This is a genomic window from Lactonifactor longoviformis DSM 17459 (genome assembly GCF_900129135.1).
Lineage (GTDB): Bacteria > Bacillota > Clostridia > Lachnospirales > Lachnospiraceae > Lactonifactor > Lactonifactor longoviformis.
The window spans coordinates 1-19,725 of sequence record NZ_FQVI01000008.1; the positions used below are offsets into that span (position 1 = coordinate 1).

Consider the following 19,725-nt stretch of genomic DNA (forward strand, 5'->3'; position numbering starts at 1 on the left):
TGTTGTCGGCTGATTTCTTATCTCAGCAGCAACTCTTAAATATTACCACAGGCTGTCGTGTCTGTCAATAACTTTTTTTATTTCTTTTTATCAGTTATTTCCGTGTGACTCACAGCAACTTTTATATAATATCATAAGCAGTACGCCTTGTCAACAACTTTTTTACTTTTTTTCATTGCCTAACAGCAACTTTGATATATTACCATATCTTACCATTAACTGTCAAGGCTTTTTTATAATTATTTTAGCAAAAACCGGAGAAGGAGGGATTTGAACCCTCGCGCCGCGTAAACGACCTATACCCTTAGCAGGGGCACCTCTTCAGCCACTTGAGTACTTCTCCAAATGCCTAACTAGAATAATTATATGCGTTCCCAATTTGGTGACGCACATGTTATTATACTTGCTAAAAACTCTTTTGTCAATAATTTTCTACAATATTTTTCCATAACTTTTTTACAGCTTTGTCATGAATTAATATCTTCTTTATATTATACCCAGTTTTAAGTCAATTCTTGCATTATTTTACCATTAAATTTGCAGATAAAAGGATACCCTCTAAGATATTATTTTTTCTATCACAGGGGTACCCTCTCTACTGCTAAGAAAAGCTATTTTTTACTTGAGCTTTTGCGAAAATGTACATCTAATACCCAATGACTCCTAAGGTTGCTTATGATACGATGCCTTCTCATGCAGCTGCTAATCCAGAAATGAATCAACTATATATTAATGGTCACTTCTGCTATGTATTTAAATTTGATATTATCACCAACGGACTTGGTATCATCCGTCATATTTCTTTCTACAATTAAAATGGCATTGCCCGTCAGAAATTCATCTGCCCCAAGACCACATGTTTCACGATTTCTACCTATTTTTAGTAAAAATAACGAACAAACTTAGCGAGTTTCACAATTACCTATAGATTTATTAATTAGCAGCTTGATAAAATAAGTCTTTGCCTGTGGCCATAATTTTAATCCGAGTCTCCAAGTACTTGCCCGGATTCACTACCTTATTGAGATTTATTTCTCCGTCGCTTTGTATGTCAATCTGCTCGCAAATCAACTGACCTCTGCTATTGTATATGTCCTCACACATACATGAAACAGAGGCGATCTCCAGGTTTTGATCCGTTATAATTTTTTCGGCGCATTCTCTGGTCACTTCTATTGCTTTGAGCAGTGCTTTTTCTTTTTCTTTGAATGAATATCTTCCTATTTTGGTATGTACCAGATATCCGAATCCCTGCTCTCCCGGCCGGATGATTGCTTCCACTTCCGCATGTATGCCTGCGGTCGCAGCGCCTACGGCGTTGGCTACTTCATAGTGCCTGGGCACTACAAGTTTGAAAGCATATTTTTCTCTGGCTATATGATACCAGGATTCTGCCGGAGCCCCGATGGCTACAATCGGCAGCTCTGAAATGCCATATTCCGATACATTATCATATATTTTGTCTGCAACCGCATCTTTTACCCTGCTTACATATTCGTCTGTATGAAGTCCCGCTTTGCTTGCCTGTTTCTCTATAGATGCGGCAGCCCTCTCTTTATCCCACTCCACAAATTCCTCTGTGTAGTGGAGTATATCAGTCGGAGTGACTGTATCTTGTCCTCCCCGGCAGGCAGGAAGCACTCTTTCCGGCCCTACTTTTATAGCACCGTCGATTAACTTAATGTCACTGTCTCCTCCCAAGCCGAAAGTATACAGTTTCGCTGACTTTATCCTTATTTTCCAGCTCCCGACCAACGCTCCCTCCAAGGAGAGCTCTACTCTTTTCTTTCGCACGATACCCGTATCTGTGGTGGTGCCGCCCATATCTGCGACTATTGCATCGTCCAATCCCGTAAGGTTGATTGCTCCTATTATACTTGATGCCGGCCCGGATAATACCGTATCCACCGGAGTTTTTTTAATCACATCGATTTTTATGATGCTGCCGTCGCCTTTAACTACAAAGACAGGGGCGCTTATATTATTTTCTTTAAGTACGGCCTTTATAGCCTTTACAAAGTTATTTATGATTGGAAGCAAACCCGCATTTATAATAGCTGTATTGGTTCTCTCCAAAAATCCCAAATTGCTTACAAGCTCATGCCCGCACACCACAGGCAGCTCGCACATATTATTTATGATCTTCCTGACGCTCTGCTCAAGCACCGGATTTCGCACACTGGCCATCCCCGAAACAGCGATGGAATCCACATGCGGCATCAATTCTTTCACTGCCTGCGCAACTTCTCCGGGCGTGATGTGCAAAAGCACACTTCCCTTGATATTTACGCTTCCGCTTATCTGGTTTACAAATTCCGAAGCTAACTTTCCTCTCGGTGCTTCTCCTATGAGAATCAGTCCTACCTTGCTTATCTTGCCTTCTACAATTGCATTTGTAGCCAATGTAGTGGAGAGAACCACTTTCTTTATCTGCTTTCTTTCGCTGTCTGAAAGTCTGAGGTTGGCAATGCTGTTTCTTATGCCCTTTTCCAGCTCATCATGAGTAGTAAAGGCCTTTGCTTTCCTCTCTACCCTCGCCTCTCCCTGCTTGCTGCTGTCAAGCAGAACAGCATCGGTGTAGGTGCCTCCGGTATCAATTCCGATAACATATGACATATAATCCTCCTAAATCCCATCCTGCTTCCGGTCTTGTGCGGAAGCAGGATATTCTTTAGCTTTTCATCTTACTAAATGAGTTTACCTATCTGAGAAGAGCTTGCATAACTTCTTCCACATTTCTGGTCACGATGATACCAAGGTCTTCAATCTGCTTCGTCACATCCGTAGGCTCCAGAGCGTCTTCATCCTCGAAGCTCATCATTACGCCGCCCATGATGAATTTATAGTTTTTGTTTCTGGAGTCGGCCAATTTTTTGAGCAATTTTGCATATGGAAGAGCCTGTCCGTTGTGCAAGGATATACAAATATCCGTGATACCCTGCTCGTCGGCAAGATCTAAAATGTCAAGCGCCTCCAGCTGGTTGCCGCCGTAATACACATCCACGCCCAGCCTCTTCATGGTTTCGGAAATTACAAGAGCACCGCAATAATGTATGTCTCCGGATGCCATGCATACACTTCTGCCTTTTACTTTAGGTACGATTTCGTTGTCTTTCAGCTCTTCAACAAATTCGTCAATCAGCTTTTGAGATCTTTCCCAAAGTGTAGCAGGCATCAGCGGTATGATCTGATCATTTCCGTCCTGCACTACGGAAGGGTGGAACATTTTTTCAAATCTCGTAGGATCCAGTCTCTTAAGCACTACCAGCATCTCTGTAGGGTTTGTAATGTCCACGCCGGCTTCTTTCAGACCCGTAAGTATGTTTTGGAACATCTTATCAGAGAAGTCCACAAGCTCATCGCTCAGTTTTTCGATCATAGTCCAATCCATATTTACTCCGAAGTAGTCTGCCATTTCCTCGGAGCGCTGGCACGCGCAGCTCATGTCGAGGATTTCCTCAAGAGTAGGGATAGTAACCTTTTCGTTCATAGGCACCGGGATATATCCACAGCCCAGTCTGTATTTTTTAACTACCAGTATCAGCATCATGGCTTCTGCTACAGCAAATGAAAAGTTGCCATGTACATGATGATCCCACGAATCTACTGTATTTCCGTTTACATATCCCATGCCCGGCTGGTCATCCTTTGAGAATACTTTCGTACCTGCGATTACCATGGAGGCCATGTTTATGAGATTTGATGTAAAATTGCCGAAGCTGTATGAATAACGAGCCTTGCAAAGGTCTGATACGATGTATCTTTCAAGTCTGCCCCATGCGAGAGAGGAAGCAAAGTCCATGTAATATGCAGGAGCTGTATCGTCCATATTGGAGTTTGCAATAACTTTTTCGCCGTATTTGGCCGCTACGATGCCTAGAGCCTTTACATTTTCATTTTGATTCCATACTTCATCCGGGCAGCCCGGCGCTACCTGGAAAAATGTGCCGATAAGACCTGTATATGTACTTCCCGCTTTCAGCGAGTTTATCGTGGTATATACTGCATTCGGCCAGCCAAGGTGGTTATCCGCATAAATTACATGTACATCGGAAGCCATGGCCAGATCTACCCAGTCCTGAGGCTCTTCCAGCATATATCCCAAAGCCAGAGGAAGGTTTTCCCTCTTGTCCTTAGGTACGCCTACCGTGTTTTGAGGCAGCTGATGTACACAGCTGATGCACAGTCCTGTTTCCTCATTCCATTTTTGGACTGCCTTCATACCTTCTATTTCTTCCTCGAGTGTGGCGAACCCCTCCAGGATCTTCCACATTACCTTGCCTTCTTCCGCCTTCCTCAACAGATAGTCAGCCAGGTTTTTGACTCCATGTTTTTTGAAGAACGGCGTCTCCGGAATTTCAATGCCTTTTCCTATTTCATATCCTTCCTGCCATGACTTTTTCCAATCAGGAAGATTCTCCGGTATCATGCTCGCAATATATTCTCTATCGGTTTTGCTCAATATTTCACTCATGTTCTTATATACCTTTCATTTGAACTATATAAAATCACTGCCAGGATACTTTACAGAGCTCCAGAAATATCTTCATCTGCGTCCGCAATAATAGCCAGAGGTGTCTGACAAGGCACAGTTTCTCCTGCCTGTACCAAGATCTTTCTTACCACGCCGAAAGCCTCCGCTTCGATTTCATTTGTGAGTTTATCTGTTTCAACTACAAACAGAGAATCTTCTTCATTAACTGTATCGCCTTCTTTTACGAGCCACTCCGCAAGTTTGCCCTCTTTCATCGTAATGCCCATCTTAGGCATGCTTACTACAGTCACCATTTCCTTTTCTCCTTTTCCTTATACTCAACAATAATTACATTACGGATTTAATCGCCTGTATGATGTCTTCTGTCTGCGGTATCACAAGGCTTTCAAGCTCAATCGCAAATGGGATCGGGGTATTAAGCGCGCCCACTCTCACAATCTTGCTCTTCAAAGAATCAAACATGTCTTCTGCAATGTTCGATGCCATTTCGGCAGACCATGCTCCTCGCTTGCACTCCTCAGTCACTACTACAGCTCTGTGCGTTTTGGATATAGATTTGTAAATTGTTTCTTTATCCAGTGGGAATAGGCTTCTCGGATCAACCACTTCCACACTGACGCCTTCTTCAGCCAGTGCTTTGGCTGCATCCAGAGCCTTGTGTACGCACAGACCAGTGGCGATAACTGTGACATCGCTGCCTTCTTTCTTGACATCAGCTTTTCCGATTGGAATCGGTTCAAAGGTTTCAGACACTTCGCCTGTTGTTTGATAAAGCAATTCGTGCTCGCAAACTACTACCGGGTTTTCATCGCGTATAGCAGCGATAATAAGCCCCTGCGCATCCGCAGGTGTGGAAGGATATACCACCTTAAGACCCGGGATGTGTACAAGCAGACCCTCCAGGCTCTGAGAGTGCTGTGCGGCGCACTGCAGTCCACCTCCTACCGCCATTCTCAGCGTCATCGGCACTTTCATGCCGCCGCCGTACATATAACGGAATTTTGCAGCCTGATTCATGATCTGGTCTGCCGCGCAAAGCATGAAGTCGTTATACATTATCTCAGCCACAGGCACCATGCCAGTCAAAGCAGAACCGGCCGCGATACCTGTAATCGCCTGCTCTGCAATTGGTGTGTCATAGACACGCCCAGGCCCGAATTCAGCAAGCAGGCCCGCTGTTGCTCCGAATGAACCGTTGAAAACGCCTATGTCTTCTCCGATACAATATACATCCGGGTTTCTCAGCATTTCATTCCTTATTGCATCTCTGATCGCTTCTGAATATAATTTAGTTACCATGGTCTGCCCTCCTCCACAATATCAGTATAGACATCTGTAAACGCACTCATCTTATCAGGGTGCGGACTGTTCAGAGCAAATTCATTTGCCTTTACGATTTCAGCATCGATGGAGGCCTTAATGGCTGTGAATTCTTCTTCTGTTACACCGCAGTTTACCATAAGATATTTTTCAAATCTTGCGATAGGCTCTCTGTCCTTTGATTTCCACATTTTGATTTCTTCTTTCGGACGGTAGTTGTCCGGATCTCCTTCAAAATGTCCTCTCCAGCGGTATGTCTTGCATTCAATAAATGTCGGGCCTTCTCCTTTTCTTGCACGCTCGATGGCCTTGCGAGCTTCCTCGTATACGGCAAGCACATCGTTGCCGTCAATTGTCACTGCGGGCATATCATAGGCAAGAGCTCTGGTAGCAGTATCTTTAATCGGAATTCCTTTCGATATATGGCAGGAAATGCCATATTGATTGTTTTCATTTACAAAAACAACCGGAAGTTTCCAGAGACTTGCAATGTTCATGGCTTCATGGGAAGAACCCTCGGCAGTTGCTCCGTCTCCAAAGAAACATATGCACACTTTGTTTGTTTTCTTCGCTTTTGCAGTAAATGCAGCGCCGCAGGCCAGATTGAATCCGCCTCCTACAATACCATTGGAACCCAGGATTCCGCGGCTTGTGTCAGCGATATGCATGGATCCTCCCTTGCCTTTGCAGTATCCGGTTTTGCGTCCGTAAAGCTCAGCGAGCATCAGCTTTAGATCTGCACCTTTTGCAATAAGATGGCCGTGTCCTCTGTGTGTGCTTGTGATGTAATCGTCATCCGACAGATTTGCGCACACGCCGGTGGCTATTGCTTCTTCTCCTATATAGGTATGTAAATCTCCGCGAATGATGCCGGCTGCGAAACTCTTGGCCGCATGCTGTTCAAATTTACGGATTTTTTGCATAGTCCCATACAATTCCAGTAATTTTTCTTTCTCCATTACAAACCTCCTTGTCGATAAAAATAAATTAGATTCTAGTGTCAAAAGATATATTAAAAGTAACCTTGAAAATTGAATATATGCGAGAGCCATCAGCATCCAGATTCCTCTGATGGTAGATAAAGCAGTTATAGTCATCTCTCGCGTTTTCAAGGTACAAATATATATCAAAGGCCATTAACCTTTTGACACCCAAATCTAAATATACTTATTTATGCCAACATTTTACCGATTGCCGTAACTTTTATATGCATTACCAGATACTTGAAGCCGCAACGGTCTTCGTCATCTGCAAGCGCTTCTCTCAGCTCGTTTACCCAGTGCTCCGCATAGATGATACCCTCCTGCGAGCTGTACATGCTTACAATCTATATAAAAACCTTCTTCAAATTAATCATCGCCCAATTTACAGCGTTTCTTTAATATTTTTTTGTTTTTTATTGTAACTTTATATCTTTTTATTACTATTTTTATTACTCTTTTCGTTACACTTTTAATTAGTCTAATAATAACTCATTTCATTAATTTTGTCAATAACCAGATGGTAGTTCAGCAGTTGAATATTATAAAAAATTGCAAAGCCTTGAAATTGAATGATTATAATGATTTTTTTGAATTATATTGCAAATAAAAAATAAACCCGGTCTTTACCCTTAAAAAGTAATGGATGAAATGGATTTTACTGTTTTATCAGTATAATATTCAGGCATGTGTAAATAAACTCATGAAATATAAAGAAAATTTTGAAATTATGGGAAGAGACCATAAAAATAAAGTCATGAAGGCTAATGAACATTGGGAAAAATTGAGAGAGAAATCTCAAGCGAATATCCAAAGTGAGAAAGGAATTTTAAATCGTTGTACGGCAGAAAAGGTTTACAGGAACCGTACCTTTATTTTTTGTACCCTAAAAAAATTAGTCTACAGTCTAAAACCCCCGAGTTATTATTTCGGAGGTTTTACAATAATATATTTAGAGGAAAAACATTTTGTTTCTACTCATTTTCCTTTATTACGGTTTCAATACGATGTTTCACTTCAGCAGCAATCTCCGTGGATTTCATATTTTTATATTCTTCATAATAAAGGGGCTTCAAGAAATGAACTTGTACAGTAAGCTTTTTTATTGACTTTGTATCAAACGCCTGATAGGAGTTAATAAGAGCCACCGGAACAATAGGACACTGAGATTTGGTTGCACTTTTAAAACTTCCGCCTTTCATCTCCAATAATTCATTTTTGTTCCGGCTTCTGGTCCCCTCGGCAAAAATGAGATAGTTTCTTCCGTTTTTCACTTCTGCAGCCACCTGTTGAATCACTTTCATAGACTGCCTCACATCATCTCTGTCCAGGGCATATGCTTTCATGCACTGAAATACTTGCTTCAGAAAGGGAGTATTTTGAATTTCTTTTTTCATAACAACAGAAAAGGGGCGGGGACAGGCCTGAAGAATAGCCAGCACATCAAATAGCCCCTGGTGATTTGGGAAAAATATGAATCCATCCTTGTCGGGGAGATTTTCCACTCCATGGGCATCTATTGTGATTCTTCCGCCTTTCATGGCGCGCCGGTCAATCAGCTTGAGAACCTCATATCTCTCAGCCTCCGGATATTTGTCCGCATGAGAAGCATAGTAACATAATTTAATATAGAGATATGGGACAAGTATAATATTATATAAAACCATCAATATAATTCTTTTCATGATTCCATCCCTTTTGTCTTAATTTTCTGTACAATATTCTTTGATCGCGGTTTCATAGAGATTATTCCCTTTACAATCCGCTACTACAATGACAGGAAAATCCTTTACCTCAAGCCTTCTTATTGCCTCCGTACCCAGATCCTCGTAGGCAATAATTTCAGAGGAGATAATACATTTTGAGAGCAGGGCTCCGGCTCCCCCCACTGCTGCAAAATAGACCGCACCGTTGCGCACCACAGCGTCTAATACCTGAGGAGTCCTTTTTCCCTTACCTATCATTCCCTTTAATCCCATATCTAATAAACGAGGGGCATATTTATCCATGCGGCTGGCTGTTGTCGGACCTGCAGAGCCGATGGGCCGGCCCTCTCTGGCAGGGGAAGGTCCCATATAATAGATAATATTATTTTTCACATCCAGGGGCAGCTCTTCTCCTCTCTCCAGTGCCTCCTCCATTCTTTTATGGGCAGCATCCCTGGCTGTATAAATAGTGCCGGTAATATATATATAATCTCCCGCTCTCAGCTCACCGGCGGTTTCATTGTCAAGCGGTGCTGTAATATGCTTATTCATCTGATATCCTCCCTGAATTCAGTACTATAACTATGATTTCTCTTATATTATCCTGACAGCGTGGCGGTTGACATGGCAGCATATATTCACAGCCACTGGCAGACCTGCAATATGTGTGGGATAGGTATTAATGTTGACTGCCAATGCAGTGATTCTGCCTCCCAATCCACCCGGGCCGATTCCGGATCGATTGATCTTTTCCAGCATCTCCTCTTCTAATTCCCTGACATAAGGGATCGGCGATCTGCTGTCACTATCTCTGGTAAGTGCTTCTTTTGCCATTAAGGCACACTTTTCGAAAGTACCTCCTATTCCAACACCTACAACCATAGGCGGACATGCATTAGGACCTGCATCCCTGACAGCTGTAAGGATCGCGCTTTTTACCCCCTCTATACCGTCCGCAGGTTTGAGCATAAAAGTTCTGCTCATATTTTCGCTGCCGAACCCCTTAGGGGCAACCGTAATCTTCACCTGATCTCCTGTAACAATGGAATAATGAATAACAGCAGGGGTATTATCTTTTGTATTCTCTCTGTAAATGGGATCTTTGACCACTGATTTTCTCAGATACCCTTCCCGGTAACCCTGCCGCACACCTTCGTGTACTGCATCCTCAACACTTCCCCCGGTAAAATGAACCTCCTGCCCTACTTCCAGAAATATAACAGCCATACCGGTATCCTGGCAGATAGGGATCCTGTCTTTATCTGCAATTTCCAGATTCTCCTGCAATTGTTCCAGTATCTGCCTCCCCAGGGCAGACTCTTCTTTGCTGACTGCCTCGTCCATACGACGCACCATATCAGGTGACAAATTATAATTTGCCTCGATACACATTTCCTTAATATTTGCAGTAAGCTGCCCTACGCTGAGTTCTCTCATCCTTACGTTCCTCCTGCCGTCTTCTTTTTCTATCTGTAAACCTCAGAAAGGAACTTATAAATCAAAAGATTGATTCAAAGTCCCTTCCCCTCATCATTTTTTTTCTTTGCCGCCGCCTTTTAGCAATTTATCCAGCGCCTCTGAAATATCATTCTCATAATCCGGATTCTCTTTTATAAATTTGCTATAGCGCTTTTCATAATCTTCATAATCCTCGGTCTTTACAAACTTTGCATACTGTTCTTTGGAAATATCACTCATCTCTGTTGTAATATCCTTACCCGGAACCACAAAATATTCTTTATCCTTTTTCTTTACAAAGTATGTACTGATAGCCGGAGCCTGAAGCTTTACCGTCTTCTTCTCGTTTTTGCCTTTTTTATTCTTTGTAGTGGCTGTCTTTTTTATCTCATAGTCATAGATTACATAAACCAAGTCATAACCATTGAAGGTCCCCAGTGACTCACACTTTTCAAAATTGATATCCTTTGCCCCATGTGCCTTAAAATACTTCAAATTGTAATCTATTTCTTTTTGGACATCTGCATCTGCCTTATCCTTTTTTCCAATGCCGAAACACTTTTTAACTGCGTCCTCATCTTCAAACTGATACGCATTGACCAGAGATTTTACAACGCTCTCCGGCGAATTATTGCTTACTTTCACCCCGCAGCCGCTGAGTAAAACAGCAGCTGCGAGAAGTATGACTCCTACCCCTTTTAATTTCTTCATTCTTCCGTGCTCCCTGGGTTCTATCCCCTTATCTGATTATTCCTTATCTTGTTTTTCCTCTTCTTCCTCTTCAGCTCCCGACTCTTCATTTTTAGGCTCTGATTCCTCTGACTTTTCCCTTACTTTGGCAATACTGGCCACGGACACTCCATCCTTCAGATCCATAAGCTTAACTCCTGAAGTTATTCTTCCCAGCACAGAGATATCTTTACAGGACAGACGGATAATGATTCCCTCAGTGGTAATCAACATTACCTCATTATCCATATTCACTGCCTTTGCCCCGATCACGTTTCCTGTCTTCTCCATGATCTTATAGCATTTTACCCCTTTGCCGCCTCTGTTCTGACTCGTAAATTCACCCATGGAGGTCATCTTACCCATACCGTATTCCGACACAATCAGGAGATAATCTCCCTGAGAATTCAGCTGCATGCCTATCACTTCATCATTGTCGGCAAGATTCATCCCTCTGACCCCTATAGATGTTCTTCCTGTACTTCTTACGTCTGTTTCCCTGAAACGAATACACTGACCGAACTTTGTCACCAGAATAATATCCTTGCGATTATCCGTAGACTTCACTTCGATCAATTCATCCTCATCTCTCAGAGTAATAGCGGCAAGTCCAGTCTTACGAACATGTTCATAATCCGTGATGGGTGTCTTTTTAATAAGCCCTTTTTTGGTAGCCATCATGAGATAATGCCCTTTTTCATATTGATGAATCGGGATCACTGCTGTTATCTTCTCCCCGGGAGATAACTGAAGCAGATTAATAATGGCAGTTCCTCTTGCGGTCCGGCTGGCCTCCGGAATCTCATAAGCCTTGATTCTGTAAACCTTGCCGGTATTGGTAAAGAACATCAGATAGTGATGTGTTGTTGTCATCAGCAGTTCTTCGATATAGTCATCTTCTATCGTCTGCATCCCTTTAATGCCTTTGCCGCCTCTGTTCTGGTTGCGGAAATTATCTACCGTCATTCTTTTGATATATCCAAGTTTTGTCATGGCGATGACTGTATTATCCTTAGGGATTAGATCCTCCATGGATATATCATACTCATCAAATCCGATGGATGTTCTCCTCTCATCCCCATATTTCTCTGAAATTGCCAGAATCTCTTCCCTGATAATTCTAAGGAGAAGATTACGGTCTGCCAGGATTGCTTTATACTGACGGATTTTTTCCATCAATTCCTGATATTCATTTTCCAGCTTTTCTCTTTCCAGACCTGTAAGTGCGCGCAGACGCATATCTACGATCGCCTGTGCCTGCACCTCGGATAATTCAAAGGCTTCGATTAATCCCTCTTTGGCAATCTGTGTATTTCTGGAACTCCTGATAATACGGATTACCTCATCAATGTGATCCAGTGCCTTTAAAAGTCCCTCTAATATGTGGGCACGCTCTTCCGCTTTATTCAGATCATACTGTGTTCTCCTGGTTACAACCTCTTCCTGATGTTTCAGATAGAACCGGAGCATATCCAGAAGATTAAGTACCTTAGGCTCATTGTTTACAAGTGCCAGCATAATAACCCCGAAGGTATCCTGGAGCTGTGTATGTTTATAGAGCTGATTTAAGACCACATTGGCATTGGCATCCCTTCTCAGATCAATACAGATTCTCATACCTTCTCGGTTGGAATGGTCGTTCAGATCTACGATACCGTCAATCTTCTTATCTCTCACCAATTCCGCTATCTTTTCTATAAGCCTTGCTTTATTTACCATATAGGGCAGTTCTGTGACTATAATCTGACTTTTGCCATTGGGAAGAGTCTCAATATTTGTCACTGCCCGTACACGGATCTTTCCTCTTCCTGTGCGGTAAGCCTCCTCGATTCCCCGGGTTCCCAAAATGGTTGCGCCTGTAGGAAAATCCGGCCCTTTTACTACCTCTAAAATTTCCTCTATCTCTGTATCTCTGTCTTCCTCTATAATGTTATCAATGATTCTGACAACAGCATTTATCACCTCCCGGAGATTATGGGGAGGAATATTGGTGGCCATCCCTACGGCTATACCAGAAGTACCGTTGACCAGAAGATTGGGATACCTGGAAGGAAGGACTACAGGCTCTCTCTCCGTCTCATCGAAGTTCGGCGCAAAGTCCACGGTGTTTTTATTAATATCTGCCAGCATCTCCATTGAGATCTTGCTTAATCTGGCTTCTGTATAACGCATAGCCGCAGCGCCGTCGCCGTCCACGGAACCAAAGTTTCCGTGTCCGTCTACCAGCGGATAACGGGTTGACCACTCCTGGGCCATATTCACCAGTGCTCCGTAGATAGAACTGTCGCCGTGAGGGTGATACTTACCCATGGTATCACCTACAATACGGGCGCATTTCCTGTGGGGTTTATCTGGTCCGTTGTTCAGCTCTATCATTGAATAGAGCACACGCCTCTGCACCGGCTTCAGTCCATCTCTTACATCCGGAAGAGCACGGGCGGCGATAACGCTCATAGCATAGTCAATATAAGAGGTTTCCATTGTTTTCTGCAAATCTACCTCATGGACTTTATCAAAAATATTGTCTTCCATTGTTTTCTCCTTTTACGGGGCTGTCATCCCCTGTTTTGCCTGTTCAAACTTAAGAGTCTAAGGGGGATATCTATCAAATATCCAGGTTCTTTACATATTTGGCATTAGCCTCTATAAATTCTCTCCGCGGCTCTACCTTATCTCCCATCAGAGTAGTAAAGGTCAAATCGATTTCTGAAGAGGCCTCCTCGTCCATAGTTACCCTCAGCAGAATTCTTCTTTCCGGATCCATAGTTGTCTCCCAGAGCTGCTCTGCATCCATCTCCCCAAGCCCTTTATAGCGCTGGATCTTGTTGTTGGTATCGCGGCCAATCTCTGACAGAATATTGTTCAGCTCCTCATCACTGTAGGCATACCACACCTTTTTATTTTTTTCAAGTTTATAGAGAGGAGGCTGAGCCAGATACACATATCCCTGTTTGATAAGTTCAGGCATAAAACGGTATAAAAAGGTTAATAATAAGGTTGCAATGTGAGCACCGTCTACATCGGCATCCGTCATAATAATAATTTTGTGGTATCTGAGCTTTGTAATATCAAAATCTTCATGAATCCCTGTACCAAAGGCAGTGATCATAGCTTTAATCTCAGCGTTGGCATATATTTTGTCAAGCCTTGCTTTTTCTACATTCAAAATCTTGCCCCTCAGCGGAAGGATCGCCTGAGTGGCCCTGCTTCTGGCAGTTTTAGCGGAACCGCCGGCAGAATCACCCTCTACAATGTAAATCTCACAATTTTTCGGATCTTTGTCAGAACAGTCCGCCAGTTTTCCGGGAAGAGACATGCCTTCGAGAGCCGTCTTACGCCTGGTCAGTTCCCTGGCCTTTCTTGCAGCATCCCGGGCACGCTGGGCCAGTACAGACTTTTCGATTATAATTTTAGCTGTGGAAGGATTCTGCTCTAAAAAGATCTCCAGCTGGTTGCTTACAATATTATCCACTGCCCCTCTGGCTTCACTGTTTCCAAGTTTCTGCTTCGTCTGTCCCTCAAACTGGGGATCTTCTATCTTTACACTGATAATAGCAGTCAGACCTTCTCTGATATCATCACCAGTAAGATTGCTCTCTGTATCTCTTAAAAGCTTGTTTTTTCTAGCATATTCATTAAATGTCTTTGTCAGGGCGTTCCGGAAGCCGACGATATGGGTTCCGCCCTCCGGAGTAGTAATATTATTAACAAATCCATAGGTATTCTCTGTATAGGAATCATTATGCTGCATAGCCACCTCAACGGCTACCCCATCCTTTTCTCCCTCACAGTAAATGATATCCGGATAAAGAGCTGTCTTACTTCTGTTTAGATAAGTGACAAACTCCTTAATTCCTCCCTCATAATGGAAAGATTTCTCAACAGGATCCTCAGGACGTTCATCACGGATGGTAATCCTAAGATTTCTTGTGAGGAATGCCATCTCACGGAATCTCTGCTTCAGCACATCATAATCAAAGACCGTTTCTTCGAAAATTTCTTTATCCGGAAGGAAGGATACCATAGTACCGCTTTTATCCGGATCACATTCTCCGATAACCTTTAATTTGTATACTACATGTCCCCGCTCATAGCGCTGCCGGTATACTTTTCCCTCGCTGTATATAGTAACCTCCAGCCACTCAGAAAGGGCATTGACAACAGAAGCGCCAACTCCGTGGAGACCTCCGGATACCTTATATCCCCCGCCCCCAAATTTTCCCCCGGCATGGAGAATTGTAAATACTACCTCTACTGCAGGAATCCCTGCTTTATGATTAATTCCAACAGGTATTCCACGTCCATTATCAGTAACTGTAATGGAATTGTCCTTGTTCACAGACACGTGAATGGTATCACAAAAGCCTGCCAAAGCTTCGTCTACAGCGTTATCCACAATTTCATAAACCAAATGATGGAGACCCCTTGCGGATGTACTGCCAATATACATACCCGGTCTTTTGCGAACTGCTTCTAACCCCTCTAATATTTGAATTTGATCTGCTCCGTACTCTGTACTCATGCGATTCCTCCTGTTATAAGCTCTTTGCCTAGTTTGAATGGTAGACACTTCCCTCCACCACTTTGAACACTTTATTTATTTTAAATCTGTTATTTACGAACTCGTCCAGCCCGGTACAGGTGATCAGGGTCTGTATGTCCCGGATACTGTTCAATAAATAGTTTTGCCGGTTACTGTCCAATTCAGACAGAACATCATCTAATAATAAAATTGGAGTATCTTTAATGACTTTTTTAACAAGATAGATTTCCGATAATTTTAAAGACAATGCAGCGGTTCGTTGCTGCCCTTGAGAGCCGTATTTGCGAATGTCAATATTATTAATATTAACACATAAATCATCTCTGTGGGGGCCAATAGAAGTTGTTTTAAATTTATAATCTTTCTCTCTGTTATGTTCCAGGTGTGTTTTAAACTGTTCCGCCGGGGTATTAGGCTCATAGAGAAGGCGGATATCTTCTCTGTGTCCCGTGAGATTACTGTGAATCTCACCGATGATGTCATTTAATTCCCTGACAAACTTTTCTCTGGCCTTTATAATCTTGCTGCCGTAGCGGACCATCTGCTCATCCCATACTTCTATGGTATCCCTCAGTTCCGGACGAATCCAAAGATCCTTCAGCAGTTTATTCCTCTGATTGACTACATGGTTGTAAGAAGAAAGATCCGCCAGATAGAGTTTATCCAGCTGACACAGTTCCAGATCCAGAAAACGGCGCCTCTCTCCCGGTCCATTTTTAATAATATTTAAATCCTCAGGAGAAAAAAATACAATATTTACAATTCCAAAAAGCTCCCTCGCTTTTTTTATTGGAAGTCCGTCAATTGCAATCCCCTTTGATTTGCTTTTTTTTAAATGCATATCAATTTTGTGGGATACGCCATCTCTGTTTACAAGCATCCGAATATGAGATTCGTCCTGCAGAAACCGGATCATATCTCTGTCCTTACTTCCACGGTGGGACTTTGTAGTTCCGCAGAGATATATAGCCTCCAGCACATTTGTCTTGCCCTGGGCATTATCTCCGTAAAGAATATTTGTCCCTTTGTCAAACTTCATATAAAGAGAATCATAATTTCTATAATTTTTCAGTTCAATAGATTCAATATACATGGGCCACCTGATTTATTTTATGACTTTAATTTCTTTGCCCTGAAAGGATACGACATCCCCGTCATAGAGCTTTCTTCCCCTTCTTGTATCTATCTCCCCGTTAACCTTTACGAGTCCGTCCTGTATGACATATTTTGCCTCTACTCCGTCCTCTACAAAGCCCGCGGCTTTTATCGCCTGACCTAATTTGATGTACTCTTCTCTTAATTTTATGTTATCCATATTTTTTCCTATCTGTTCACCGCATTAAAATTAACCGGTAAAATTAAATAAATATATTGTTCTTCCTCATCTTTGATAAAGCAGGGTGCTTTTGGATTCATCAGATAAATGCTAACCTCTTCATCGTCTATAACCTTCAGTGCATCAATAAGAAACTTAGGGTTAAATCCAATCAGGATATCTTTCCCTTCCTTCTCAATATCGATCTCTTCGTCCATAGAACCAATCTGGGAATCGATCTGAAGCTCCATGGATCCATCTGAAATTTGGATAATAATTGGCTTTTTGTCACTTTCTTTTACTAACAGAGTAGCTCTGTCAATACAGTTCAGAAATTCTCTCTTATTAATCTTAACCTTAGTCTCGTAGTCACTGGACAGCATCTGGTCAATCTTGAAATACTCGCCCTCGATCAGCCTGGATACCACTACAGTATCATCGAATTCAAATACAATATGACTGTCTGTAAAGAAGATATGAACCATATCCTCCGCTTCCCCTGATAAAATCTTACTGATCTCATTGAGTGTTTTTCCGGGTACCACTACTTTCCGATCCTTTGCCGCTTCTTTTAACTGAACCTTACGGATCGAGATTCTGTGTCCGTCCAGTGAAACAATACGAAGAGTATCTTCCTGAATCTGGATCAATTCTCCTGTCATCAGCTTATTATTCTCATTGGCTGCAATAGAAAAGATCGTCTGCCGAATGATTTCTTTTAACGTAAACTGGGAAAGTGTTATACACTCATCCCGTTCTATAAATGGAAGATAGGAAAAGTCCTCTCCCGATTTCCCAGGGATATTAAACTTTGCCTTCTCGCAGGTGATTAAGGTATTCAGCTTTTCATCGGTAGTAATAACTACTTCATTTTCAGGAAGTCTCCTCACTATCTCCGAAAAGATCTTTGCATCCAGGGCTATGATGCCCTTTTCAATAATTGTACCTTCTACCTTTGTCTCGATCCCAAGTTCCATATCATTGGATGTAAATTTGATATCCCCTGCGGACGCATCAATCAGAATACATTCCAGGATAGGCATAGTAGTTTTAGAAGGTACTGCCTTCATAACTATATTGACACTTTTTAGTAGATTCCCTTTGGAACAAGATATTTTCATAATGTGTATAACTCCCTTCATGTGAAAAAGTGGCTTAAACAAATAAATATAATAAATAATCCGTAGTATTCGTAGTAGAGGGTGTGAATATGTGAAAAACTACTTTAACCCCAGATAACCAGAGGGTTTAGCTTAAGGATAAGAATGTGGGAAGTATCCTGATTTCCGGTGTATGAATTGTTGATAATTCACATTACAAAATGAGAAATCAACTTGTACACACATTTCCACCTCTTATTAACATGAGATCAACCACCATTTGTGGATAACTGATTTAAAATTACCTACTTACCTGGATTAATCTTCTTTTTGAGGATATCAAGGGTGCTGCTTATGGTTTCATTATTCTTATTTAATTCGGACTCAATTTTGCTGCAGCCATTCATAATTGTGGTATGATCTCTGTTGCCAAGACATTTCCCAATATTTTTTAGTGTTACATTCGTCATTTCCCGGCAGAGGTACATGGCAATCTGCCGGGGAAGAACAACTTTGGAATTCCTTTTGGTACCGCTTAGATCTGAGGCTGAAATATCAAAATGTTCAGCTACAATATCTATAATCAGCTCTGGTGTAATGACCCTTTTTTCATTGGGGGAAATAATATCCTTTAACACTTTTTCCGCCAGTTCAATGTTTACTTCTCTCTTTTCAAGATTCGCGTATGCCATGATTTTATTCAGAGCGCCTTCCAGCTCACGAATATTAGACTTTATGTTCCTGGCGATATATTCAATAACTTCTTTGTCTATGTCATACCCGTCCAATTCCTCCTTCTTTCGGAGGATTGCCATCCTGGTTTCATAGTCAGGGGAGGAAATATCTGCAATCAGTCCCCATTCAAAACGGGAACGAAGGCGATCTTCAAGAATTTCCATATCTTTCGGCGGCTTATCTGAGGATATAATAATCTGCTTCTTAGCTCCGTGCAGAGCATTAAAGGTGTGGAAGAATTCTTCCTGAGTAGATTCCTTACCTATAATAAACTGGACGTCATCTATGAGGAGTACATCAATATTTCTGTATTTCTCCCGAAATTTTGTCATAGTAGTATTATTGCCGTTTCGGATCGCCTCAATCAGTTCATTGGTAAAGACCTCACTGGTCACATATAATACCTTAGATCGGGGATCCCTCTCTAAAATAAAATGTGCAATAGAGTGCATCAAGTGGGTTTTCCCCAAACCAACACCTCCATACAGAAACAGGGGGTTATAAATCTCACCGGGAGACTCTGCCACCGCAAGGGAAGCTGCATGGGCAAATTTATTGTTGCTTCCCACAACAAAGGTATCAAAGGTATACTTGGGATTCAGGTTTGCCTTTTCCGCAGTATTCCCTAAATTAGAAGAAGCTGCGGGTGCAGCTGTCTTATCCTGTTTCACATCTTCCGGCAAAATAAATGCAATCTCATAGTCATGCCCAGTAATTTCACTAATGGCAACTTTTAAAGGAAGAGTAAATTTTTTACTAATATAAGTAATAAACTGTTCTGATGGAACCAGGATGGTTACGGTATCATTCTCCACAGTATGCACAGTCAATGGCAGCAGCCAGGTTTTAAAAGAAACATCGGTGAGCTCGTGTTCCTCTTTCACTGTATTAAGTATCTCCGTCCATTTTTCTTCTATTATATTCATTACCATATCTCCTACTCTAAGCTACTTGATTTATCCATGGATAAACACAACAATAAATGATTGTCTGAAAACCTTCATTCAATCATTTCCTGGAATCCACCTATTTTAATTCATCATTTCTTATATATTATAATAAATCGTGAATTTTCGCAATGAAAAAATGTGTATAGAATGTTGATAAAGTTTCCATAAGAATGAAGATCTTTGATATGATGTGAAAAGTGTGTATAACTTATACCCATAACTCACACGTCGAATTATGGAGAAAATAAGGGTTTTTGAGAATATTGGGGGATCTTTACACATGAAACCACAAAGTTATCCACATGTTATCCACAATTTGTGGATAAAGTTACGTAAACTATAAAAAATGTCAGGGGATAACTTTTTATTGTGGAATTTGTTGTATTGGGGTGTC

At 41.8% G+C, this 19,725-nt stretch carries 16 protein-coding genes, 1 tRNA gene and 1 pseudogene; 1 reads left to right on the top strand and 17 read right to left on the bottom strand.

Annotated elements, in window-relative coordinates; translation table 11 throughout:
• Window positions 1–255: 255 nt before the first annotated feature.
• Window positions 256–343, bottom strand: a tRNA-Ser gene (locus BUA56_RS09095).
• A gap of 322 nt (window positions 344–665) precedes the next feature.
• Here BUA56_RS09095 and BUA56_RS22755 point away from each other — a divergent pair.
• Window positions 666–812, top strand: a pseudogene (locus tag BUA56_RS22755) (ISNCY family transposase); the annotation flags it as partial.
• 121 nt (window positions 813–933) lie between these two features.
• On the opposite strand, the gene BUA56_RS09100 reads toward BUA56_RS22755, so the two are convergent.
• From BUA56_RS09100 to dnaA, 16 genes are all read right to left on the bottom strand, one after another.
• Window positions 934–2,616 (bottom strand): hydantoinase/oxoprolinase family protein, encoded by a 1,683-nt coding sequence (locus tag BUA56_RS09100; protein ID WP_072851113.1) that lies wholly within the window; start codon window positions 2,614–2,616, stop codon window positions 934–936.
• 85 nt (window positions 2,617–2,701) lie between these two features.
• The gene (locus BUA56_RS09105) at window positions 2,702–4,474 is read right to left on the bottom strand and encodes a cobalamin B12-binding domain-containing protein (RefSeq protein WP_084067812.1); all 1,773 of its coding nucleotides are present in this window, start codon (window positions 4,472–4,474) and stop codon (window positions 2,702–2,704) included.
• Window positions 4,475–4,524: 50 nt separating this feature from the next.
• A complete protein-coding gene (locus BUA56_RS09110) occupies window positions 4,525–4,788 on the bottom strand; it encodes a biotin/lipoyl-containing protein (protein WP_072851117.1) in 264 nt (87 codons plus the stop codon).
• Between the two features lie 34 nt (window positions 4,789–4,822).
• The gene (locus BUA56_RS09115) at window positions 4,823–5,794 is read right to left on the bottom strand and encodes an alpha-ketoacid dehydrogenase subunit beta (RefSeq protein ID WP_072851119.1); all 972 of its coding nucleotides are present in this window, start codon (window positions 5,792–5,794) and stop codon (window positions 4,823–4,825) included.
• Window positions 5,788–6,774, bottom strand: coding sequence for a thiamine pyrophosphate-dependent dehydrogenase E1 component subunit alpha (locus BUA56_RS09120; protein WP_072851121.1), 987 nt, complete (start codon window positions 6,772–6,774; stop codon window positions 5,788–5,790). Before BUA56_RS09120 ends, BUA56_RS09115 begins: the two co-directional genes overlap by 7 nt.
• A gap of 212 nt (window positions 6,775–6,986) precedes the next feature.
• Window positions 6,987–7,133: a hypothetical protein gene (locus BUA56_RS22960; RefSeq protein ID WP_158640995.1), complete on the bottom strand. Its 147-nt coding sequence runs from the start codon at window positions 7,131–7,133 to the stop codon at window positions 6,987–6,989.
• Window positions 7,134–7,769: 636 nt separating this feature from the next.
• Complete coding sequence (locus tag BUA56_RS09125) at window positions 7,770–8,480, bottom strand: lysophospholipid acyltransferase family protein (protein WP_072851123.1); 711 nt, start codon at window positions 8,478–8,480, stop codon at window positions 7,770–7,772.
• 18 nt (window positions 8,481–8,498) lie between these two features.
• The gene (locus BUA56_RS09130) at window positions 8,499–9,053 is read right to left on the bottom strand and encodes a Fe-S-containing hydro-lyase (protein WP_072851125.1); all 555 of its coding nucleotides are present in this window, start codon (window positions 9,051–9,053) and stop codon (window positions 8,499–8,501) included.
• Between the two features lie 42 nt (window positions 9,054–9,095).
• Window positions 9,096–9,938 (bottom strand): fumarate hydratase, encoded by an 843-nt coding sequence (locus tag BUA56_RS09135; protein ID WP_072851127.1) that lies wholly within the window; start codon window positions 9,936–9,938, stop codon window positions 9,096–9,098.
• A 93-nt stretch (window positions 9,939–10,031) separates the two neighbouring features.
• Window positions 10,032–10,670: a hypothetical protein gene (locus BUA56_RS09140; RefSeq protein ID WP_072851129.1), complete on the bottom strand. Its 639-nt coding sequence runs from the start codon at window positions 10,668–10,670 to the stop codon at window positions 10,032–10,034.
• Between the two features lie 36 nt (window positions 10,671–10,706).
• Window positions 10,707–13,220, bottom strand: a complete 2,514-nt coding sequence (gene gyrA, locus BUA56_RS09145; protein WP_072851131.1) for a DNA gyrase subunit A — start codon at window positions 13,218–13,220, stop codon at window positions 10,707–10,709.
• Between the two features lie 73 nt (window positions 13,221–13,293).
• The gene (gene gyrB, locus BUA56_RS09150; RefSeq protein ID WP_072851133.1) at window positions 13,294–15,210 is read right to left on the bottom strand and encodes a DNA topoisomerase (ATP-hydrolyzing) subunit B; all 1,917 of its coding nucleotides are present in this window, start codon (window positions 15,208–15,210) and stop codon (window positions 13,294–13,296) included.
• Between the two features lie 28 nt (window positions 15,211–15,238).
• Window positions 15,239–16,324: a DNA replication/repair protein RecF gene (gene recF, locus BUA56_RS09155; RefSeq protein WP_072851135.1), complete on the bottom strand. Its 1,086-nt coding sequence runs from the start codon at window positions 16,322–16,324 to the stop codon at window positions 15,239–15,241.
• 12 nt (window positions 16,325–16,336) lie between these two features.
• Window positions 16,337–16,546, bottom strand: coding sequence for an RNA-binding S4 domain-containing protein (locus tag BUA56_RS09160; RefSeq protein WP_072851136.1), 210 nt, complete (start codon window positions 16,544–16,546; stop codon window positions 16,337–16,339).
• An 8-nt stretch (window positions 16,547–16,554) separates the two neighbouring features.
• On the bottom strand, window positions 16,555–17,667 hold the full coding sequence (gene dnaN, locus BUA56_RS09165; protein ID WP_072851139.1) for a DNA polymerase III subunit beta: 1,113 nt from the start codon (window positions 17,665–17,667) through the stop codon (window positions 16,555–16,557).
• 284 nt (window positions 17,668–17,951) lie between these two features.
• The gene (dnaA, locus tag BUA56_RS09170; protein ID WP_072851141.1) at window positions 17,952–19,307 is read right to left on the bottom strand and encodes a chromosomal replication initiator protein DnaA; all 1,356 of its coding nucleotides are present in this window, start codon (window positions 19,305–19,307) and stop codon (window positions 17,952–17,954) included.
• Window positions 19,308–19,725: the final 418 nt, after the last annotated feature.

Bases quoted from the DNA above. Each gene is read 5' to 3' on its own strand.
- BUA56_RS09100 (WP_072851113.1), bottom strand. From the start codon at position 2,616: ATGTCATATGTTATCGGAATTGATACCGGAGGCACCTACACCGATGCT.
- BUA56_RS09105 (WP_084067812.1), bottom strand. From the start codon at position 4,474: ATGAGTGAAATATTGAGCAAAACCGATAGAGAATATATTGCGAGCATG.
- BUA56_RS09110 (WP_072851117.1), bottom strand. From the start codon at position 4,788: ATGGTGACTGTAGTAAGCATGCCTAAGATGGGCATTACGATGAAAGAG.
- BUA56_RS09115 (WP_072851119.1), bottom strand. From the start codon at position 5,794: ATGGTAACTAAATTATATTCAGAAGCGATCAGAGATGCAATAAGGAAT.
- BUA56_RS09120 (WP_072851121.1), bottom strand. From the start codon at position 6,774: ATGGAGAAAGAAAAATTACTGGAATTGTATGGGACTATGCAAAAAATC.
- BUA56_RS22960 (WP_158640995.1), bottom strand. From the start codon at position 7,133: ATGTACAGCTCGCAGGAGGGTATCATCTATGCGGAGCACTGGGTAAAC.
- BUA56_RS09125 (WP_072851123.1), bottom strand. From the start codon at position 8,480: ATGAAAAGAATTATATTGATGGTTTTATATAATATTATACTTGTCCCA.
- BUA56_RS09130 (WP_072851125.1), bottom strand. From the start codon at position 9,053: ATGAATAAGCATATTACAGCACCGCTTGACAATGAAACCGCCGGTGAG.
- BUA56_RS09135 (WP_072851127.1), bottom strand. From the start codon at position 9,938: ATGAGAGAACTCAGCGTAGGGCAGCTTACTGCAAATATTAAGGAAATG.
- BUA56_RS09140 (WP_072851129.1), bottom strand. From the start codon at position 10,670: ATGAAGAAATTAAAAGGGGTAGGAGTCATACTTCTCGCAGCTGCTGTT.
- gyrA (WP_072851131.1), bottom strand. From the start codon at position 13,220: ATGGAAGACAATATTTTTGATAAAGTCCATGAGGTAGATTTGCAGAAA.
- gyrB (WP_072851133.1), bottom strand. From the start codon at position 15,210: ATGAGTACAGAGTACGGAGCAGATCAAATTCAAATATTAGAGGGGTTA.
- recF (WP_072851135.1), bottom strand. From the start codon at position 16,324: ATGTATATTGAATCTATTGAACTGAAAAATTATAGAAATTATGATTCT.
- BUA56_RS09160 (WP_072851136.1), bottom strand. From the start codon at position 16,546: ATGGATAACATAAAATTAAGAGAAGAGTACATCAAATTAGGTCAGGCG.
- dnaN (WP_072851139.1), bottom strand. From the start codon at position 17,667: ATGAAAATATCTTGTTCCAAAGGGAATCTACTAAAAAGTGTCAATATA.
- dnaA (WP_072851141.1), bottom strand. From the start codon at position 19,307: ATGAATATAATAGAAGAAAAATGGACGGAGATACTTAATACAGTGAAA.